Annotated in this window: 14 protein-coding genes; 6 read left to right on the top strand and 8 right to left on the bottom strand. The window is 48.8% G+C overall.

The annotated features are described in order from the left end of the window. Positions 1–24 precede the first annotated feature (24 nt). From ACJJI7_RS09880 to glpQ, 3 genes are all read left to right on the top strand, one after another. On the top strand, positions 25–1485 hold the full coding sequence (locus ACJJI7_RS09880) for a M48 family metalloprotease (protein WP_444902248.1): 1461 nt from the start codon (positions 25–27) through the stop codon (positions 1483–1485). A 230-nt stretch (positions 1486–1715) separates the two neighbouring features. Beyond that, complete coding sequence (locus ACJJI7_RS09875; protein WP_444902249.1) at positions 1716–3347, top strand: long-chain fatty acid--CoA ligase; 1632 nt, start codon at positions 1716–1718, stop codon at positions 3345–3347. Between the two features lie 197 nt (positions 3348–3544). Next, the gene (gene glpQ / locus ACJJI7_RS09870; protein ID WP_444902250.1) at positions 3545–4648 is read left to right on the top strand and encodes a glycerophosphodiester phosphodiesterase; all 1104 of its coding nucleotides are present in this window, start codon (positions 3545–3547) and stop codon (positions 4646–4648) included. Between the two features lie 46 nt (positions 4649–4694). On the opposite strand, the gene ACJJI7_RS09865 is transcribed toward glpQ, so the two are convergent. The 3 genes from ACJJI7_RS09865 to ACJJI7_RS09855 form a co-directional block, all read right to left on the bottom strand. Beyond that, positions 4695–5474, bottom strand: a complete 780-nt coding sequence (locus ACJJI7_RS09865) for an enoyl-CoA hydratase (protein WP_020411885.1) — start codon at positions 5472–5474, stop codon at positions 4695–4697. Between the two features lie 240 nt (positions 5475–5714). Next, on the bottom strand, positions 5715–6635 hold the full coding sequence (locus ACJJI7_RS09860) for a dimethylarginine dimethylaminohydrolase family protein (RefSeq protein WP_444902251.1): 921 nt from the start codon (positions 6633–6635) through the stop codon (positions 5715–5717). A gap of 84 nt (positions 6636–6719) precedes the next feature. Next, positions 6720–7967 carry a Zn-dependent hydrolase gene (locus ACJJI7_RS09855; protein ID WP_282951675.1) on the bottom strand — a complete coding sequence of 416 codons (1248 nt, stop codon included), beginning with the start codon at positions 7965–7967 and terminating at the stop codon, positions 6720–6722. Between the two features lie 120 nt (positions 7968–8087). On the opposite strand from ACJJI7_RS09855, the gene ACJJI7_RS09850 reads away from it, so the two are divergent. Further along, entirely contained in the window at positions 8088–8879 is a 792-nt protein-coding gene (locus tag ACJJI7_RS09850; RefSeq protein ID WP_282953626.1) for a tryptophan 2,3-dioxygenase, read from the top strand. Positions 8880–9029: 150 nt separating this feature from the next. Here ACJJI7_RS09850 and ACJJI7_RS09845 read toward each other — a convergent pair whose 3' ends face one another. Together ACJJI7_RS09845 and ACJJI7_RS09840 are read right to left on the bottom strand one after the other, a co-directional pair. Continuing rightward, positions 9030–9452, bottom strand: coding sequence for an ExbD/TolR family protein (locus tag ACJJI7_RS09845; RefSeq protein ID WP_020411881.1), 423 nt, complete (start codon positions 9450–9452; stop codon positions 9030–9032). A 186-nt stretch (positions 9453–9638) separates the two neighbouring features. Continuing rightward, the gene (locus tag ACJJI7_RS09840) at positions 9639–10091 is read right to left on the bottom strand and encodes a methylglyoxal synthase (RefSeq protein WP_020411880.1); all 453 of its coding nucleotides are present in this window, start codon (positions 10089–10091) and stop codon (positions 9639–9641) included. Positions 10092–10262: 171 nt separating this feature from the next. On the opposite strand from ACJJI7_RS09840, the gene ACJJI7_RS09835 reads away from it, so the two are divergent. Then, on the top strand, positions 10263–10667 hold the full coding sequence (locus ACJJI7_RS09835) for a hypothetical protein (protein WP_020411879.1): 405 nt from the start codon (positions 10263–10265) through the stop codon (positions 10665–10667). A gap of 1315 nt (positions 10668–11982) precedes the next feature. Then, on the top strand, positions 11983–12906 hold the full coding sequence (locus ACJJI7_RS09830) for a hypothetical protein (RefSeq protein ID WP_020411878.1): 924 nt from the start codon (positions 11983–11985) through the stop codon (positions 12904–12906). Between the two features lie 104 nt (positions 12907–13010). Here the strand turns inward: ACJJI7_RS09830 and ACJJI7_RS09825 are convergent, their stop codons facing one another. The 3 genes from ACJJI7_RS09825 to ACJJI7_RS09815 form a co-directional block, all read right to left on the bottom strand. After that, complete coding sequence (locus ACJJI7_RS09825; protein ID WP_282951678.1) at positions 13011–13937, bottom strand: phosphoribulokinase; 927 nt, start codon at positions 13935–13937, stop codon at positions 13011–13013. 67 nt (positions 13938–14004) lie between these two features. Further along, on the bottom strand, positions 14005–17157 hold the full coding sequence (locus tag ACJJI7_RS09820) for an efflux RND transporter permease subunit (protein ID WP_444902252.1): 3153 nt from the start codon (positions 17155–17157) through the stop codon (positions 14005–14007). Next, positions 17154–18350 (bottom strand): efflux RND transporter periplasmic adaptor subunit, encoded by a 1197-nt coding sequence (locus ACJJI7_RS09815; RefSeq protein ID WP_444902253.1) that lies wholly within the window; start codon positions 18348–18350, stop codon positions 17154–17156. Before ACJJI7_RS09815 ends, ACJJI7_RS09820 begins: the two co-directional genes overlap by 4 nt. Positions 18351–18581 lie beyond the last annotated feature (231 nt).

Below are 18581 nucleotides of genomic sequence, written 5' to 3'. Positions count from 1 at the left end.
AAATAGACAAGGAGGCAGGGGGTAATGAAAACCATTAATCGGTGGCTCGCCAGTGCGCTGGTAGCAGTGGGGGCAGGGTGTGCATTCAACCCTGCCACAAAAAGCCCAGACTTGGTGTTAATGTCTGAAGGCAAGGAAATCTCTATTGGCAAAGAGATGCATGAGAAGCTGATAGAAAGTACTCCTATTTACCAGGATCCGATTCTCACAGCCTACGTCAATCATGTCGGGCAAAAAGTGGCTGCTGCCAGTGATCGGCCTGATCTCAAGTACCATTTCACCATCATCGACAGCCAGGACATCAATGCCTTCGCCCTTCCTGGCGGTTATGTCTATATCAATCGCGGCCTACTCACCTATTTACATTCAGAGGCAGAAATGGCCGCCGTACTAGCCCATGAAATCGGGCACATTACTGCGCGACACGCTGTTCGGCAAAAAACTGCAGCCACTGGTGCCAGCGTCGCATCAGTTTTATCGGTTCTAGTAACCGGTAGCGGCGTGGTTGGCGATGTAGCCAATTTATACAGTACAGCAGCGGTAAAGGGTTATGGCCGGGAAATGGAGTTGGAAGCAGACCGATTCGGTGCGCAATATATGTTTAATGCGGGCTATGATCCACAGGCAATGATAAATGTTATCGGGCTATTAAAAGACCAGGAGACCTTTGCCAGAAGACGTGCCCGTATTGAGGGTAAAAAACCCCAAACCTATCATGGTGTTTTTTCTACTCATCCCCGTAATGATCTTCGCCTGCAGGAAGTAGTAAAAGCAGCGGGTACCCTACCTGAAGATAATAAAGAAACCAAAGTGGCCTATTATCGGGAGAAGACTGATGGTCTGGTGTACGGGGATAACTCCCGGCAATCCAATAAAAATCGATTTAATCATAAACGCCTGGGCTTCTCTCTCCTCTTCCCAGATGGCTGGACGGTGGCAAACCAGCGGTCTTCAATTGTAGGATCCGCCCCAGATAGCTCCGCCACAATTACTATCAAGGTAGCAAAACGCGATGGTAACCAACCTGCAGATATGGCCTTGCGTGAGGAATATGACTTACGAAAACTGGAGCAAGGGGAAAAATTACAACAATATCAGCTTGTGGGTCACACAGGAAAATTTCCCAACCTTGAGAAAGAGGCGCCCGATCCCGACAGAGTTGCAGTTATCTACTATGGAAGCCGGCAATTTATGTTGGAGGGCAAGGTAACCAACTCTGGCTCTCAGGATAAAGAGGCCCTGGAAAAATATGACACTATGTTCCTAACTAGTATCCGTAGTTTCCGGCCCCTACGTAAAACAGATATTGTGGAGAAAGATATTCGCCGGTTGCGCTACGTAAAAGCAAATGAAAAAACTACTTTTTCCTCTCTGGCTAAACATATGGAAATTGGTGAATATGCCGAAGAGCAATTACGACTTTTAAATGGTTACTACCCTCGCGGTGAACCTCAACCTGGTGAATGGATTAAGATAGTGCGGTAACGCATTGTGACTGCTTCATCCACATTAATTTCTTGGCAACAGTATCTCTTTTCTGTAAAGCTTTTATTTGCCTACTTTATGAAGGGTGATATGTTTTTTCATAAGCTTGAACATTGGGCCCTGATTTCAAAGCTTACCTGAATCATTTTGAAAGAACCCCCTAAAGTCCGGCGTGGCCATTCAGGCTAGTTACCGATAGATGACAATAAACATAATAATAGGAGTCGACTATGAACGGCATGATGATGGAATCTCAGCTCACACTTACCGCTGTTATACGCCGCGCCCTGTGTAATTCACCGGATAGTGAAGTCATTTCGGTTACTCTGGATAACCCCCTCCACCGCTACAGCTATAAGCAGGCTTTTGCTCGTGCTGCGCAGCTCGCCCAAGTATTATGTATGCTCGGAGCAAATAGAGGTGACCGCATCGGCACACTCGCTTGGAATGACCACCGGCACTTTGAACTCTATTACGCAACATCCTGCAGCGGCTTGGTCTGCCACACGATTAACCCCCGGCTTTTCCCTGAGCAGATTCACTATATTATTGAGCACGCCGAAGATCGCTGGCTATTTATTGATCCTTTATTTGTGCCACTCATCGAATCAATGGAGGATAAGCTCAGCACCGTGGAGGGTGTAATTGTCTTAACAAACAGGGCACATATGCCCGATAGTAAATTAGCCAATTACTATTGCTATGAAGACCTACTAGTCAACCAGCCCAGCTGCTTCCAATGGCCAGATTTACGTGAGGAGAGTGCGGCAGCTCTTTGCTACACATCTGGAACCACCGGTAATCCAAAAGGCGTACTCTATTCCCACCGCGCAATGGCACTGCACACCTATGGTGTGTTAATGCCAGATGCATTTGCTATTCGCCGCGACGAAGCCATTCTCCCGGTTGTCCCCATGTTCCATGTCAATGCCTGGTCTATTCCCTACGCAGCACCAGCAGTCGGCGCCAAACTCGTTTTACCTGGGCCCAGTATGGGTTGTGGAGAGACACTTAGTAAACTGATAAGACAGGAATCAGTAACGATTGCCGCCGGCGTCCCAACTGTTTGGCTGGCACTGCTGAAGTACCTACGCAATAGCAAAGAGACCCTTCCGAGCCTCAACCGCGTAGTAGTGGGTGGCTCCGCCTGTCCCTGGAGCATTATGGAAGAATTTGAACAGCAGCATGGTGTCTATACCCACCATGCCTGGGGCATGACCGAGATGAGCCCACTCGGTACCTATAACGCCCGAATCGCTCCCTCTATTGCACCTAAAGAAGCCAAAAAACTACGACTCAAGCAGGGACGAGCAGGGTTTGGAGTAGAAATGCGTATTGTCGGCCCTCAAGAAAACCCCCTCCCTCACAATGGGACTGCCTTTGGCGCCTTACAAGTGCGCGGTCCCTGGATTTGTGAGCGCTACTTTAAGTCCGAAGAGTCTGCTCTAACCACCGATGGTTGGTTTGACACAGGCGATGTTGCCACTATCGACTCTCTTGGATACCTGACAATTACCGACCGCACTAAGGATGTTATTAAATCTGGTGGTGAATGGATCTCCTCAATAGAGCTGGAAAACTTCGCTATGACACTAGAGGGTGTAGCAGAGGCGGCAGTTATCGGCGTGACTCATGAAAAATGGGCAGAGCGTCCCCTATTGCTCGTGGTTCTCGAAACAGGTGTCAAACTAAAACCCGATAAAATTCTCAGTACTTTCCAGGGGCAGTTTGCCAAATGGTGGATTCCCGATGACTGTATAATTATCGATGAATTACCACACACAGCTACTGGAAAAATTAGTAAAAAGGATCTGCGTCAGAAATTTTCAGAACACCTATGGCCTCAAGAGATAACCGTATAAAATCCAGCAGTAAAATGTTTAGTAAATTTTGCATTCAGACAGACATGAAGAATCTGTCTGAATGCAACGACTTGACTGGCGGAGCCCAGCAAAATGCTGGGCAGATCACAACCTCAGATTATATCCTGTATACTGATACATCCCTGCCATATTTATTTGCTAGAAAGTCTCGTATCTTTATATGGGATGCATTTCAAATGTTCAAAAAATTTTTATCTTTTTTAATAATACTTTCTTCCGTTGTCGCAAGTCTTACCTGTGCCGAAACAGATAGTTCTTTTGACAAGAATAAGCGCACTCTGGTCATCGCCCATCGTGGAGCATCTGCCTATTTACCGGAGCACACCCTGGAGGCTAAAGCACTGGCCTACGGTATGCACCCTGATTATATCGAGCAGGACCTGGTTCTTAGTAAAGATAACCACCTGATTGTAATGCACGATATTTATCTTAATAGCACAACCGACGTTGCTGATGTTTTTCCCGATCGGGCCCGTGAGGACGGCCACTTTTACACTATTGACTTCACTTTGGAAGAACTGAAAAAACTACGTGTCAGTGAAGCATTCATCATGGGTGAAGATGGACCTCAGGCGAAATATCCACATCGTTTCCCCCTGTGGAAATCCAGTTTCCAACTCTCTACATTTGAAGAGGAAATTGAACTGATCCAGGGATTGAACCGCTCACTTGGCTATGACATTGGTATCTATCCGGAAATCAAAAAACCCTACTTTCATCACTGGGAAGGTAAGGACATTGCCGCAATTGCACTGGAGAAACTTAAGCAATACGGTTACATCAACAGGGATCAAAAAATCTTCTTCCAGTGTTTTGATGCTGAAGAATTACAACGAATTAAATATGAATTAATGCCTGCTCTCGATATGGACATCCCTCTGGTTCAACTTATTGCAGCAACCAGCTGGGGAGAGAAATTAATTCAAGTTAACGGCAATATTCAAAATTACGATTATGATTGGATGTTGGAACAGGGCGGTTTGCGTAAGATTGCCAACTACGCAGATGGCATCGGCCCCTGGTACCCCATGCTGATTGAAATTCAGGATGGAAAACCACGTGCCAATAATGTCGTACGCCGCGCTCACCGCAGACATTTACAGGTACATCCTTACACTTTCCGCGCCGACCCAGAAAAGCTCCCAGAAGAGTTCGAAAGTTTTAATCACTTTTTACATTTTGCCGCTTACCAGTTACACGTGGATGGTTTATTTACAGATCACCCCGATCAGGCAGTCAATTACCTATCCCGCGGCAACCGTAAGCAACATCAACAGTAAGTAAATCAAGCGAAAAAAAAGGCCACTTTTTAGCGGCCTTTTACTTTTAGTCGAACTTTGAGAAGTCTGCGGGACGTTTTTCCATAAAAGCAGTCGCAGCTTCTTTGAATTCCTCCGAGGCTAGTCGATCCTTGAAGTGGCGCCCCTCATCCTGGATAAACTCCAGTCCTTTTTCCAGTGTCGCCTGACGTAATAATTGTTTCGTCAAGCGCACAGCTGCCGGTGCCTTTACCGCAAGTTCCAAAGCGGCCTCTCGAGCACGAGCAATCGCCTGCTCAGGTTCCACCGCCGCATTACAAATACCAATATCCACAGCCTCCTGTGCAGAAAACTTCTTGCCGAGTAATAGAAGTTCTGAAGCTTTGGCATGGCCAGCAATACGGGGGAGCAAGTAACTGGAACCGTACTCAGGACAAAGCCCCAAGTTTACAAAAGGCATTTGGAACATAGCATCATGACCGGCAAAGGACAGGTCACAGTGCAACAGCATAGTGGTGCCGATACCTACCGCCGGACCATTTATCGCTGCTACAACAGGCTTGGGGAAGCTGTAAAGCGCACTCATGAACTGGAATACCGGTGACTCTTCACCCTCAGCGGAACCGCCGAGGAAGTCTGTTAAATCATTACCACTTGTAAAAATGCCCTCTGCACCAGTTATGATGACCACTCGAATATCGGAGTTATTCGCTGCACTATTGAGCAGCTCAGCCATAGCAGTATACATGGCCATGGTCAGAGCATTTTTGCGTTCCGGGCGATTAATGGTGATTTCCAGTATACGGTCGTTGACCTGGGCCAGAATTTCCGTACATGCACTTTGCATATTATTCTCCGGGTATAGAATCATTTGAGACTGCCAAACAGTCTTTTATATTGGCCTGTCATAGAGCCGTTTTGCATTAAAACGACTCCAGCTATCCACTCAATGAGCGGATCAATAACAGAGAGCACCTATTCAGGCGATTCATATTACCGGCTGCACTCGCTTAGGCGAGTTCATAACCAACCACTTTCGTTGACGGGATAAACCCGGCAGCTGAGAGTCACCGGGAGGGCTGCACCGCTAGCCTTTTACCGCAGGGTCCCTTCGTAGAGGTTGACACATACAGTGAACGCCGCCACCCCCCGGGGTGATCATGGAGATGTCTGGATCAATCACTTCCAGCCCATGAGCGCGGCATTTCTCCGCCAGGCCAGTGTTAGCCTTAGGCAACATCACCCGGTCGTTGCCCAGAGCCACCACATTAACCCCGAGTTCCAAAACTTGAGGGAAAGGGATATCGATAATCTCGATATTACGGCTCTTAAACCACTGCACCAACTCAGGCTCTACAGCATCAACACAAATAGCTGCCAACTTCTCTGCCAGCATCGCCACCATGACATCAATATGCAGGAAGAAGGGGTCAAACTGGTAACCCTTCACTTCCCAGCCCTCTTTTTCCACCCAGCGTTGCATTTGCTCGAAGCCTTGGGGGCTAGTGCGCTCGCCAGAGTATCCACAAAGTATTACCCCGGGTTCTAACACCATGAAATCACCGCCTTCAAGAGAGCCTGCAGTAATCACATCGTAAATGGGAATTTCCAGTTGGGCATATTTTTTGACGATGGGCACCCATTCACCACGACGCCAGGGACTGTACATCTGCGTCACTATCGGGCCCCAAGGAGTCATTACTGAGGAGTCACGCCCATAAATCTGGTAAGGCAAGCTACGATCGGCTGGAATCAGGTGTGTATTTACTCCCGCATGTCGATAAGCATCAAGCATCTCCGCGTGCTGGGCTTCAGCTACCTTGTGATCAAACTGCATTCCGAGGCGCTCGGCGCGACGGGCACTGGCATTACCAGTCCGCCAGCTGAAGTTATCCACAGGCCCGATAAGTACATCGCGCAATACGCCGTATTCGGAATCCATCCCCCAATTGGCAAGGGGAACTGTGCCGCCATCCTCATTGCGGTACTTCAGGGTAAATTCACTCATCTAATCCATCCAAATTACTATTGCCGGGCCACTGGCTATATTCCCCAAAAGCCCATTCAGTCTTTAATTTATTTCTCTATAGCCTCAGGCCAAATCAGTACTGGAAAGCATTGCCTGCAACAAGACATTACAACCTGCCTCAAGATGTCCAGGCTCAGCGGATTCAGCCTCATTATGGGAAAGGCCACCTGCACAGGGGACAAAAATCATTGAGACCGGGGCAACCCTGGAGACATAAACAGAGTCATGCCCAGCACCGGAGACCATCTTGCGATGGCTGTAACCCAGGCTTTGCACAGCGCTGTCAACAGCCTCGATACACGCTTCATCGAAAGCTACCGGCGGCGAATACCATTCCTCCCGCACATCAATGGCAACACCACTGGCTTCCTGCACCTGCTCTGCCACTCGGTAAAGGCTGCGATGCAGGTGCTCTAACCCCTCTGGCTTGGGGTGACGCAAGTCCAGGGCCAGTACAACCTTTTCCGGCACTGTATTGCGGCTGCCCGGAGCTGCGCGCAGATCGCCACAGGTCATTCTGGCATCTTCAGAGTAAGCCTTTACTTCGCCGTAAAGCCTTTCACAAAGCCATGCCAAAGCCTGCACCGGATCACGGCGGTCCTCCATAGGCGTAGGACCGGCATGACAGGGAGTACCGAAAAAAGTGACATCGTACCAGCGGATACCCTGTACCCCGGTAACCACACCAATCACCTGATCCTGCTTTTCAAGAATCGGCCCCTGCTCAATATGAGCTTCGAAAGCCGCTTTTACCGGGAAGGGCTTGGCTGGCTCAGTTCCCAGGTATCCAATGCGCTCCAACTCCTGACCAATACTGAATCCCGCCTTATCAACACGGCTATGGCCGTACTCGAGACTGAACTCCCCAGCCCAAACACCAGAACCCACCATCGCTGGGGAAAAACGTGCGCCCTCTTCATTAGTCCACACGACTACTTCCAGTGGCGCTTTGGTCCTTATCCCCTTCTCCTCCAGAGTACGCAGTACCTCCAATCCCGCCAGTACTCCATACACACCATCGAATTTTCCGCCAGTAGGCTGGGTATCCAGATGGGACCCGGTGATAACCGCAGGCAAGCTATTATCTAAACCCGCTCGCCTGGCAAAGATATTTCCCATTCGGTCCACACGAATCTCGCAGCCAACTTCACGGCACCAACGCACAAACAAATCGCGCCCATTGCGATCTTCATCCGTCAGCGCCTGTCGATTGCAGCCACCAGCAGGAGTGGCCCCAACTTCAGCCATCTCTATCAAGCTACGCCATAGGCGTGCACCGTCGACACGCAGTTGTTGTACGGGGTTTTCCATTCAAAGAACTCCGGGCCTAATATTGAGCAACATACTAATCACTTTGCTGAAATTTTTGTTTTGATCCTGACTGGCTAAAGAGAGCAATATTCTGTAGCTGATCAAAACTCGACCAGGAAGCTGCCCACTATGCCACTCACCTACAGCTCATACCTTAAAGTAGACGAGCTTCTGCAATGCCAGAAGCCCCTTTCTGATGGCCCAGAGCACGATGAGCTTTTATTTATTGTGATTCATCAGAGTTATGAATTGTGGTTTAAGCAAATGCTGCACGAGCTGGACTTCCTCGTGAGCCTTTTCAATGCTGGCGAACGCAACCGCGCTCTGCATACGCTGAAAAGAGTGGATGCCATTTATCGTACCCTAATCCAGCAGGTAGATATCCTCGAAACCCTCACCCCTCTGGAGTTCCTCTCTTTCCGTGATCGTCTTTCAACCGCCAGTGGTTTTCAATCTTTTCAATTCCGCGAGCTGGAATTCTTATATGGAGCCAAGGATCCAAGAAAGCTCGATAACTATTTACCGGGTTCTGAACACTATGCTCGCCTGCAAAAGCGACTGAAATCCCCAACACTGTGGGACGCTTTTCTAAATTTCCTGGCTAAGGAGGGCCACCATATACCCAATAGTCTATTGGAGCGTGATTTTAACCTGGTTGCCGAACCATCCCCTGCGGTACAGCAAATTCTAATTGATATCTATCGCAATGATCCCCTGGTTAGCGAGATTTGCGAGGCTTTGGTGGATATTGATACCTCACTACAACAATGGCGGTATCGGCACGTGAAGATGGTGGAGCGTACCATTGGCAGTAAGATTGGCACCGGCGGCTCTAGTGGTGTGGGCTACTTGCAAACTACCCTGTTCAAGGCCGTTTTTCCTGATCTGTGGGCTATCCGCTCAGAATTCTAGATACAACTCGGGACCTAAGAAAGTAGCTATGACTATAAGTCGGTGAATAGTCAAGTAGCTCTTCCTGCCCGTAAAACTGCGCAGGCATAAAAAAAGCCAGCACAATGCTGGCTTTTTAACTCTAACCCTCAACTAAATAGTTGAGTGAGCTTACTTCTCGAAGGGTACCAATGACACCTGGATAACCGGGCTTACTTCCTTAGCCGCATCAGCAATCTGTACATAAGTATCGGCACTGGACTTGTTGTGCGCACGTACAATCACGATTGCCTGGGGATTCTCAGCGTACAGCTGGGCGATACGGGCACGAACCGCACGGCTATCAATTCTGCTACCCGCCAGAGTGATCTCATCATTGGCATTCACAACCAGTAGAATATTCTGATTACTTTCATCAGGTGGGTTCTGGTTGGTCTGATTCGGATCAGGCACATTTACGTCCAACGCTTTCTCTTTCACAAAGGACGCCGTCACAATAAAGAAGATCAGCATGATAAACACAACGTCCAGCATGGGCGTCAGGTCGATATCCGCCTTTTCTTCTTCTACGGCCTTTCCGCGTCGTCTACTCATAAAACACCGTGCAATTATCAAATACCAAAGGTGCCGGATTAACCGGTCTAATCTGGTGGGCAAGATTGCCGCGAATCGGCAAGCATTGCAAGCACAACCTATAACTCAGACAAATAGTCCATAAAAATCAATAGCTTACAAAATAATCCCAGCCCCGCAGATCATTTTTTGAGCGAAAAAATCCGACTAGCGCTGTTCTAAATAGTTCTGATAATCCGGTACTTCACGATTGAAAGCCTGATCCATCAAGGCCGACTGCACAATCATATCAGCACTGCTCGAATTACAAGCCACAGGGATATTCCAGGCTGCCGCGATACGCAATAGCGCTTTAACATCCGGGTCATGTGGCATCGGCTCAAAAGGGTCCCAAAAGAAAACCAATAGGTCGACCTCTCCCTCACTGATTCTGGCCCCCAATTGCTGATCCCCACCAAGGGGGCCACTTAGCAACCTTTCCACCCTCAGGCCCGTGGCCTCCTCAATCTTGCCACCGGTAGTTCCAGTAGCCAGGAGGTTGTGCTTTTCCAGAAGCGCGCGGTGGCGCAAACACCAGTCGATCATTGTTCCCTTGCGGTTATCATGTGCCACTAGAGCGACGCGTTTGGTAGCAGGCAGGGCTTTAGAGATAAATTCCATTGGAACCTCGGCAGGGTGATTTTCTTCTATATTATCTTAATTCTGGCTTTTAGCTCTGGCATCCTCCCCTTGAAAACCCTTTGCCAATCCAATTAAGAAAATTCTCTCCCGCAGGAATATTTCCAGCCCGTTATAATAGGAAAAAAATCCTATCTATATAAAGGAGTGAGTATGAGTGTCGGTGCCTGGGAGCCACAGGTGAATGGCCAGCAAGAAGAAAGCCATTGGGAATTCAACCGGGATCAACTGCAGAGATTTATTGCGGCCACAGTGATAGATAGCCCTCTAGCAGAAACCATAAATGAGGAGGACCAACAAGCCTCACAACTTATCCGACTTCCAGCTCAACAGTGGCTGGAGCAAAGCCAGCATTGGAATAACGATCAGCTATGGCAACTGATACGTTTTTTCACACTCGCAGAAATGCAATTGGCCGGCTGGGATGCGGGAGCGGAGTCAGCCGTAATACCTTTAGCAAAGGTTCTTCGACAACGTAAAGCCGCGCTATCACGAGAACAGCTGCTGTGGATTCGCCAACACTCTGATAACCGCTATCTGCCATACGGGCCACTATGATCTAATCATTACTAATGAAGATAGCTAGTTGTTCGGTGAAAGAAACAGCCTGGTCTTTTCCTTTCACCGGAGCCCCATAAAAGAATCCACTAAAGTCCAACCTCCTCCCACCCAATTGCAAATATCAATCGCAATAACTTTGTTGCCGCCAACCCAGCCTGACATCTGCCCATGAACACTATTAACAAACTAAGCCCTTACAACTTTCAATAGAAAATGAACAAAAGTGATAATTCGTGGGCCGAATGCTGCCTAGTGAGACTACTTCAAGCTTCGAAACATCAACTGGAATTCACAAATGAGAGAAATACGTTCTTGTGTCACTATATAACAAAATGAATTGATTCGGTCTGAAGTAGGGACAATACAGAGTGTATGAATCAACAAACAACTAGTTAATCTACCCCTCTAGAACTTCCCCACCTTTGGCTGAAAGAACTGACCTGCTTTTTATTTGGTAATCCTGTCACAAACATTGTGTAAACCCCTCAATCAGTTGGCACCCCTTAACCTGGAGCATCAAAACTAATCTATACATTGGTGTCGGAGATCGGCCATGTTGCCGTAGAACCATGGGTTACAAAAAGCATCATCTAATAATCTGCTCCCAAAGAACTGCTCTCATAAAACCGTATAAATAAGAAGGCTATATCGTCTGCCACTCACTTCCACTACAAATACTTAATTTACGCCGCACTAGTTACACTCAAGAACCACTCAAACTACATGATTTGCTTCTCCACACTTATACACCCCGATAATAGATGCCTTTGCACAGCGAAATTTCCGGAGATACAAAGTGGCATGGACAGCCATCAGTTAGGTTTTGTTAGCATGTTGAGTAGACAAGAAAGTTAAATTGCTTACTTAACTCATCTTAACCGTAGTGAGAAGCTTGCCAACAAAGAGAGTTGACCACAAAAAATGTAGGACCATTAATCCATACGAAATTACTCAACTATTCACGTTTTAAACACATTTGATAAATGTGCGCTACGATAAACAAAGCGTGTCCATAACTTATCAAGAAACACAAAACGCCCTTCGAAATCCTCTTTGACAGGTCCACAAAATGGAAATAAGTTAAAAAAAACCATTTTTTTTAACTTAAATTGCAAAAAACCCTATAAAACACTTGCATTTAGGTATACAAATAAGCTGCAATTAGCGCCGCTTACTTGGAGGGACTCACTATCAATTGTTTTCTGCCGAAAACAAACGTCTTTAGTGACGCAATGCAACGCAAAGATGGCTGAGAATAATTGATAGGAATGCCTCCAATTTACTAAAACAAATCTTTTGCAGGGATAATTTAATGGCTACAAAGAAAGCCCCTAAGGTCGCTACTAGCGATATCGCTCAACTAGAAGCAGAGCTTCGCTCTTTGACCGCAAAACTGGAAAGCGCTCGAGTCAAACAAGAGAAAGACCTTTCCACTAAAGCAGAAAAATTGGCCATCAACGCCAAGAAAGCTGCAGAAAAAGCTAAAACCACCCAGGAAAAACTGGCCACTGTTCGCGCCAAGAAGAAGACTCCTGCACAGCAAAAGCAACTGCAGAAAGCCCGCGATGCCGCAGCAGCTGCCAAAACCGCAGCAACTGAACTCAAGAATGCCGCGGCTGAAGCCAAAGAAGAACTGGCTGCGATCAAAGCTGCCAACAAACTTGCCGCTAAGGTAGCTAAAGTTGTCGCTAAAGAAGAAACTGCTATTGCCAAAAAGCTGGCTACTGCTGACAAGAAGAAAGCCGCTGCTGAAGCCAAAAAAGCTGCTGCTGCTGCCAAAAAGGCCGCCGCTGCAGAGAAAAAGAAGGCAACTGCTGTAAAGAAAAAGCCTGGACGCCCGGCTAAAACTGAAGAAGCCAAGAAAAAGCCTGGCCGTCCGCCAAAAGCAGCAGCCGCTGAAGAGACTAAGAAGAAGCCCGGTCGCCCCAAGAAAACTGAAGAAACCAAGAAAAAGCCCGGTCGTCCCGCCAAAAGTGAAGCGGCAAAGAAAAAGCCAGGGCGCCCCAAAAAAGCAGACACTGCAGCCCCAGCTGCAACTGAAGCTGCTCCAGTGAAGCGCGGCCGCGGCCGTCCACCGAAGGCAGAAACTGCACAAAAGAAGCCTGGACGCCCAGCTAAAAGCGAAGAAGCAAAGAAAAAGCCAGGGCGCCCCAAAAAAGCAGACGCCGCAGCCCCAGCTGCAACTAAAACTGCTCCTGTAAAGCGCGGTCGTGGCCGCCCGCCCAAGGCCAAGTAAGTGCCCTAGCAACGGGAACTTGAACTCCCGCTGTACGAACCCCGGCTGGCCCGGGGTTCAGCTTTTCGTTTGCCACTCCTCCTATTCCAAGCCGCGTAATTCTCTCATTCTGGCCTGAGTCTGACTTTCTTAATTCGATGGTCCCTACCTAATTGCAAAACACAGTTCGCCCAGTTAGGCATATCCATCAGGATGTTTCGAGTTACTCTTTCATAATGCTGAACAAATCGCTCCAACTCTTCTTCTCGCATCCCCATACCAGTCCGCTCACGTAGCTTTTGCTCCTGCAGTTTTCGCCACTCAAGAATAGAACTCATATCTGGCGCCTTTAGCAATACCATAACTTCTACTTTATCGAAAAGCTGTTGGTAATGATCTTTGAGCTGTTGGTTGACGTAATTCCTCCAGATACCAGCTTGATCCTCTGTCTTTTCCAGAAGGTTTAATGGGTAATTTGCTCTAACCATTGGCCGAGCTCCAAGGCACCAGCCCTCAAACAGAACTATATCCACCTTCCCATTGTGTATCGGCCACCGATCATGAGGCGCCCTCTCATCAACAGTTTTGTCAAAACGGGGGAGAGCTATAGTCGTTTGACTGCTGGCATGACACAGAGCCTCAAGGATATCAATCCCCATTTGAACGTCATGAGTGCCCGGTACTCCCCTAGTTTGCAAAAGGGGGTGAACATCCTGTGCAAGTTGTCGTCGCTCTGCGCGGGTCAGGTAAATATCATCCAGGGAGAGTGCACAACAATCGAGTCCAAACTCTGACAAAACGCAACGAATAAAGTCTGTCAGTGTGGACTTACCAGTGCCCTGGCCACCGCTAATACCCACTACCAGCGTTTTTCCTGGTGCATGACACTCCTGCAACCACAATGCCAGCGGCAAATAATATTGAAGTACCTCTGAGTGAAACTCCGCTGGCAACTGATGCTGCGAAATAAAGTCCACGATACTGGAGCGCAAGTTTGTCCCGACAAGATAGCGGCTGCGCTCCACAATACTTTCGGGCCAGGTTTTTAGCATTTTTATTTCCTACAAAGAAAACGGGGGCCATGGCCCCCGCAATTAGTGATCATAAGACTATATAAAGCTAACTCCAGCGAATTTTGCCCAACCCGGTCCCAAATCGCTTTCCACGTAGATGTCCCGGTAGCACCAGCATCACCGGAGTGACCAGAAGCGTTAGTAATGTGGAAAAAGAAAGACCATACACAATAGCACTGGCAAGTTTGACCCAGAAGGAGGCTATCACTCCATCAACCACCACATTCCTGCCAACCATATCCACACTCACCCCCAAAGCCAGTGGTAATAACCCAAGAATAGTTGTGGCCGTAGTAAGAAACACCGGGCGCAGCCTCTGGGTAGAGGCCTTTAGCGCAGCCTGGGCTGGTGTGAGTCCCGGTTCACTCTTACGCACAAAATTGTAAGTATCAATAAGTACGATATTGTTGTTGACCACAATTCCCGCCAGAGCAACGATGCCAACTCCAGTCATAATGACGCTAAAAGTACTTTGGGTTACCAGCAGGCCGAGCATGACGCCAATGGTAGACATAATTACCGAGGATAGAATCAGCAATGACTGATAAAAGCTGTTGAACTGGGTCACCAATAAGATAAACATGAGGAATAGTGAAAGTAGGAAAGCAACGCCTAAAAACTGGAAAGACTCACTCTGCTCTTCATCTGCACCACGAAACAGTAATTCAATACTCGGGTCCACCGGATTTTTTTCCAGCCAGGCCCGGATTTCTTTTACCTTATCATCCGGTAATACTCCCTCCTGGGCGTCCGCCTTAATCTGCATACGGGTTATTCCATCAATCCTTTCTATTTTATCAACCTTGGGCATGGCCTCTGTGTGTACAAAGCTACTGATCGGCACTGTACCTCGGGCCGTATTTACCTTCAGCTGCTCCAATGCAGTAATTCCACGGGCGCTCCTTGGGTAGCGAATACGAATATCCACCTCTTCATCAGTGTCATCGGGACGGTATTCGGCCACGCGCACACCATTTGTCACCAATTGTACTGCGCGCCCTACTTCAGTGAGATCCGCTCCATACAGGGCAGCTTTGGCTCGGTCCACTTGCACCTCCCACTGAATACCGGGAAGTGGGGCTGTATTCACAACATCCCGCAGACCTGTGAATTCATCCTCCATCGCCCGGTGCAATCGCCAAGTCTCCGCCAGGAGTTTTTCATAATCCTGCCCTCGTAACTCCAAGACAATATCCTTACCAACCGGCGGCCCTCCCTCCATAACATTGGCCGTCACCTTAATTCCGGCAAAGTTGGCAGTGCGTGCACGAATATCTTCAAATACTTCCCGGCTGCGCCTTGCCCGCTCTTCTGCCGGTAACAGCTCTACCAGCATATTGGCTATTTGATCCGGTGCCCTATCGGAATTACCGGATATTCCTCCAGAGCCAATAGTACTGTGAGCAACGCGAACTTCCGGTACGCCTAACACAGCCTTTTCTACCTGGGCTACAAGTACTTTCTTTTCCGCCATAGACAAGTTGCCCTGGGCCCGAATTTCTACATTGCCATATTGCTCTTCAGTTTCCGTAAAAAACTCCACCCCAGCACCGTAACGGCCAAAGGCCATAAAGATCGCCACAAGTATCACTATCGTGGTTGCAAATGCTGCGGCGGGGCGACGCAGTACAAACGCCAGCAGGCGTGTGTAATATCCGGTAATGCCCGGCAGCAAGGTCGGCTCTCCCTCTTCCAGTTGCTTGAGGTGATTTCGAGTGGATGCAGTCAGATTACTCTTGCCAAACAGGGAACCCAGCACCGGGGCAAAAAAGAGCGCGTACAACAGCGAACCCGCCAGAACTGCAAATACAGTCACCGGCAAATAACGCATAAACTCCCCGACAACTCCAGGCCAAAGCATAATCGGCAAAAAAGCGGCGAGCGTTGTCGCGGTAGAGGCGACCACCGGCCAAAACATGCGGCTGACTGAGGCGATATAGGCATTGCGTGCGCTCAACCCCTCAGCCATTTTGCGATCGGCAAACTCGGTGATCACAATGGAACCATCAATCAACATCCCGAGCGCCAGCAACATGCCGAACATCACCATAAAGTTGAAGGAGTAACCCAAATACCAGGTAACAATGGAACCAAATAGCAATGAAAAAGGTACGCCCAGACCCACGAGGATACCCGAGCGGAAACCAAGTGCGGCGACCACAATAATCATCACCAGCAGCATGGCTGTGAGAATATTGCCCTGCATTTCACTGACCATATCCCGCGCAAAGTTGGACTGGTCGAAGACAAATTCCACTTCCACCCCCCTGGGCAGCATATCCAGCTCTTCCTGTACAACCTGCCTGACACTGTCAGCCACATTTACGGAGCTGGCATCGTTACGTTTCTCGACATTAATTGCGAGACCGGGGCGGCCATTAATGCTTGTATAACTAACGGCATCTTTGAAGGTACGGCGGATATCGGTAACGTCTCCCAGGGTAATGACCCCATCGGGGGAGTTTTTTAAGGGGATCTCATAAACATCCTGGGCAGTTTCTATCAAACCTGGAACTTTTACTGAAAAACGACCGCGCTTGGTATCCAGTTCGCCGGCGGGAATCAGCAGATTATTACCCAGTACCGCATTAATCAGCTGGTTACTGGTTACCTGGTAATGCTCCAGGCGCACCGGGTCGATAATTGCTTCAACAACTTCTTCACGGTTTCCATGCAGGTCTGCACTCAGCACATCACTGAGATTTTCAATTTTGCGTTTTAGCCGTTGTGCACTGTCGAGTAAAACCCGCTCACTGACCTTTTCTCCAGAAAGAGTAACTACTATTGTGGGGAATGGCTGTGCTGAAGCCTCTTCAACTGTCGGCTCCTCCGCATCCCTGGGTAATTCGGCCCTGGCTCTCTCAACAGCATTGCGGATATCGTCCACGGCATCATCGACGTCGATTGCGGAATCAAATTCCACCACTATATAGGCGAGCGATTCCCGCGCGACGGCAATCACTTCGACAACGCCCTCGACTGCACGGATTTCCTGCTCCATTGGGCGCACTAACAGTCGAACTCCATCCTCCGGCGAGATTCCCTCATGGATTACCTGCACCATAACAAAGGGTGGATTTACTTCGGGGCTGGATTCGATCGTCATTGCTCCGCGTGCCACCAGCCCCACCAGGACAATCAGCAGCATCAAGCAAAGCGTACTGCGATTTCTCTCAATCGCGCCTTCCAACAACTTCATTGCTGGTCACCTTCTACTATTGGGCGCTGGTCCGAGGCAGGTATTAAAATAGGCTCGGAGTTAGTATTTGCAGGCTGGGAAAGACTTTCAAAAGTCCGCTCGGGTGCAATCATTTCCACACGGACAATATCCCCAGTACTGACATATTCCTGGCCTACAGTAATTAATGTGACCTTGTCCGGTAGACCACTAACCCAGACACCACCATCCCCATCGCCCACCAGGGTGACATTAATAAAGTTAACCTGATTATTTTCATCGAGGATACGCACCCCCAGTTCACCCCGATCATCCAGGGTCAATAGCGAGGAATTGATATGATGTGCCAGGATTTCACCGGTAGGCAGGGCCAGGCGACCACTCAAGCCACCCCGTAGAGCATTATCAGGATTATTAACTGCAACCTCGACCCGGTAGGCACGGGTAATCTCCTGGGCCTGTTGGCTGATATAACGGACCTTACCTTGCACCGGTATTCCACGCTGTAATTGCGCGCTGGCTGGTCCCCCTGGAATTAGGTGGCCTACTTGGTTTTCCGATACTTCTCCGACTATCAGGAGCGGGTCCAGATCCAACAGAGTGGCACACTCTTCACCGCGGCGAATAAAGTCTCCCAACTCTACAGCCCGGCTGTTAACAACGCCGTCAAAAGGGGCACGGATTTTTAAGTTATCAACCATAACCTTGGCTTGGATGTAGTCCGCTTGCGCCTGGGCCAATGCCACCTGCTGAGCAGCCATGGCGGTATCCGATTGCAACCCCTTCTTTTTCAAGCGCAAGGCACCGGCATAATCCAACTCAGCCTTGCGCTGGGCTGCCTCCGCTAGCACCAATTTATCCAGACGATCCTCCGCTTCAATTTCGCAGATCACCTCTCCGCGTTGCACAGAACTGCCCTCGGGCACAGGCAGATTGGTAATGATCCCATCCAGTTCCGCACGCAGGCGTACACTGCGGTTAGCTTCTGTGTGCCCATTTACCAGTGCCTGGGTTGCATAGGACTGTGCCTCGATACGCTGGGCCTGGACGCGCATAGTCGCCTCGGGCTTTATACCTGCCGCCGCTTTCTCCTCTTCCCCAACAGGATCACCCGAACGCAATTCGCCGCTGAACAGCCAGGCAAATGCCAACAGGCTGATGAACATTGCCATGCGGTAATTGCGGTTAGACCAGATGGATGCCAATAAACTCATAGCTATAAAAACCTGTTGAACAAAGGTAAACAGGCCCCGCTTCAATGGAGCAGGGGCTTAAGCAGGCCAAATTTTACACAGCACGGCCATATTCCAAAATTGAATTTTGCTGGAAATAGACCAACTGACGTGACGACAGGGCCGATTACATCCACAGAGGTCTGAGAGACTCTGAGTATATGGGGAGCCTAATCACAGCGTTGGTTTTAACCGGGAATTTAACCTAAAGAG

The sequence above is a fragment of the Microbulbifer variabilis genome, assembly GCF_056232115.1.
This window is presented reverse-complemented; position numbering and strand designations above follow the sequence as displayed.

Excerpts from the sequence above, each read along its gene's own strand:
- ACJJI7_RS09880 (WP_444902248.1), top strand. The coding sequence starts at position 25 with ATGAAAACCATTAATCGGTGGCTCGCCAGTGCGCTGGTAGCAGTGGGG.
- ACJJI7_RS09875 (WP_444902249.1), top strand. The coding sequence starts at position 1,716 with ATGAACGGCATGATGATGGAATCTCAGCTCACACTTACCGCTGTTATA.
- glpQ (WP_444902250.1), top strand. The coding sequence starts at position 3,545 with ATGTTCAAAAAATTTTTATCTTTTTTAATAATACTTTCTTCCGTTGTC.
- ACJJI7_RS09865 (WP_020411885.1), bottom strand. The coding sequence starts at position 5,474 with ATGCAAAGTGCATGTACGGAAATTCTGGCCCAGGTCAACGACCGTATA.
- ACJJI7_RS09860 (WP_444902251.1), bottom strand. The coding sequence starts at position 6,635 with ATGAGTGAATTTACCCTGAAGTACCGCAATGAGGATGGCGGCACAGTT.
- ACJJI7_RS09855 (WP_282951675.1), bottom strand. The coding sequence starts at position 7,967 with ATGGAAAACCCCGTACAACAACTGCGTGTCGACGGTGCACGCCTATGG.
- ACJJI7_RS09845 (WP_020411881.1), bottom strand. The coding sequence starts at position 9,452 with ATGAGTAGACGACGCGGAAAGGCCGTAGAAGAAGAAAAGGCGGATATC.
- ACJJI7_RS09840 (WP_020411880.1), bottom strand. The coding sequence starts at position 10,091 with ATGGAATTTATCTCTAAAGCCCTGCCTGCTACCAAACGCGTCGCTCTA.
- ACJJI7_RS09835 (WP_020411879.1), top strand. The coding sequence starts at position 10,263 with ATGAGTGTCGGTGCCTGGGAGCCACAGGTGAATGGCCAGCAAGAAGAA.
- ACJJI7_RS09830 (WP_020411878.1), top strand. The coding sequence starts at position 11,983 with ATGGCTACAAAGAAAGCCCCTAAGGTCGCTACTAGCGATATCGCTCAA.
- ACJJI7_RS09825 (WP_282951678.1), bottom strand. The coding sequence starts at position 13,937 with ATGCTAAAAACCTGGCCCGAAAGTATTGTGGAGCGCAGCCGCTATCTT.
- ACJJI7_RS09820 (WP_444902252.1), bottom strand. The coding sequence starts at position 17,157 with ATGAAGTTGTTGGAAGGCGCGATTGAGAGAAATCGCAGTACGCTTTGC.
- ACJJI7_RS09815 (WP_444902253.1), bottom strand. The coding sequence starts at position 18,350 with ATGAGTTTATTGGCATCCATCTGGTCTAACCGCAATTACCGCATGGCA.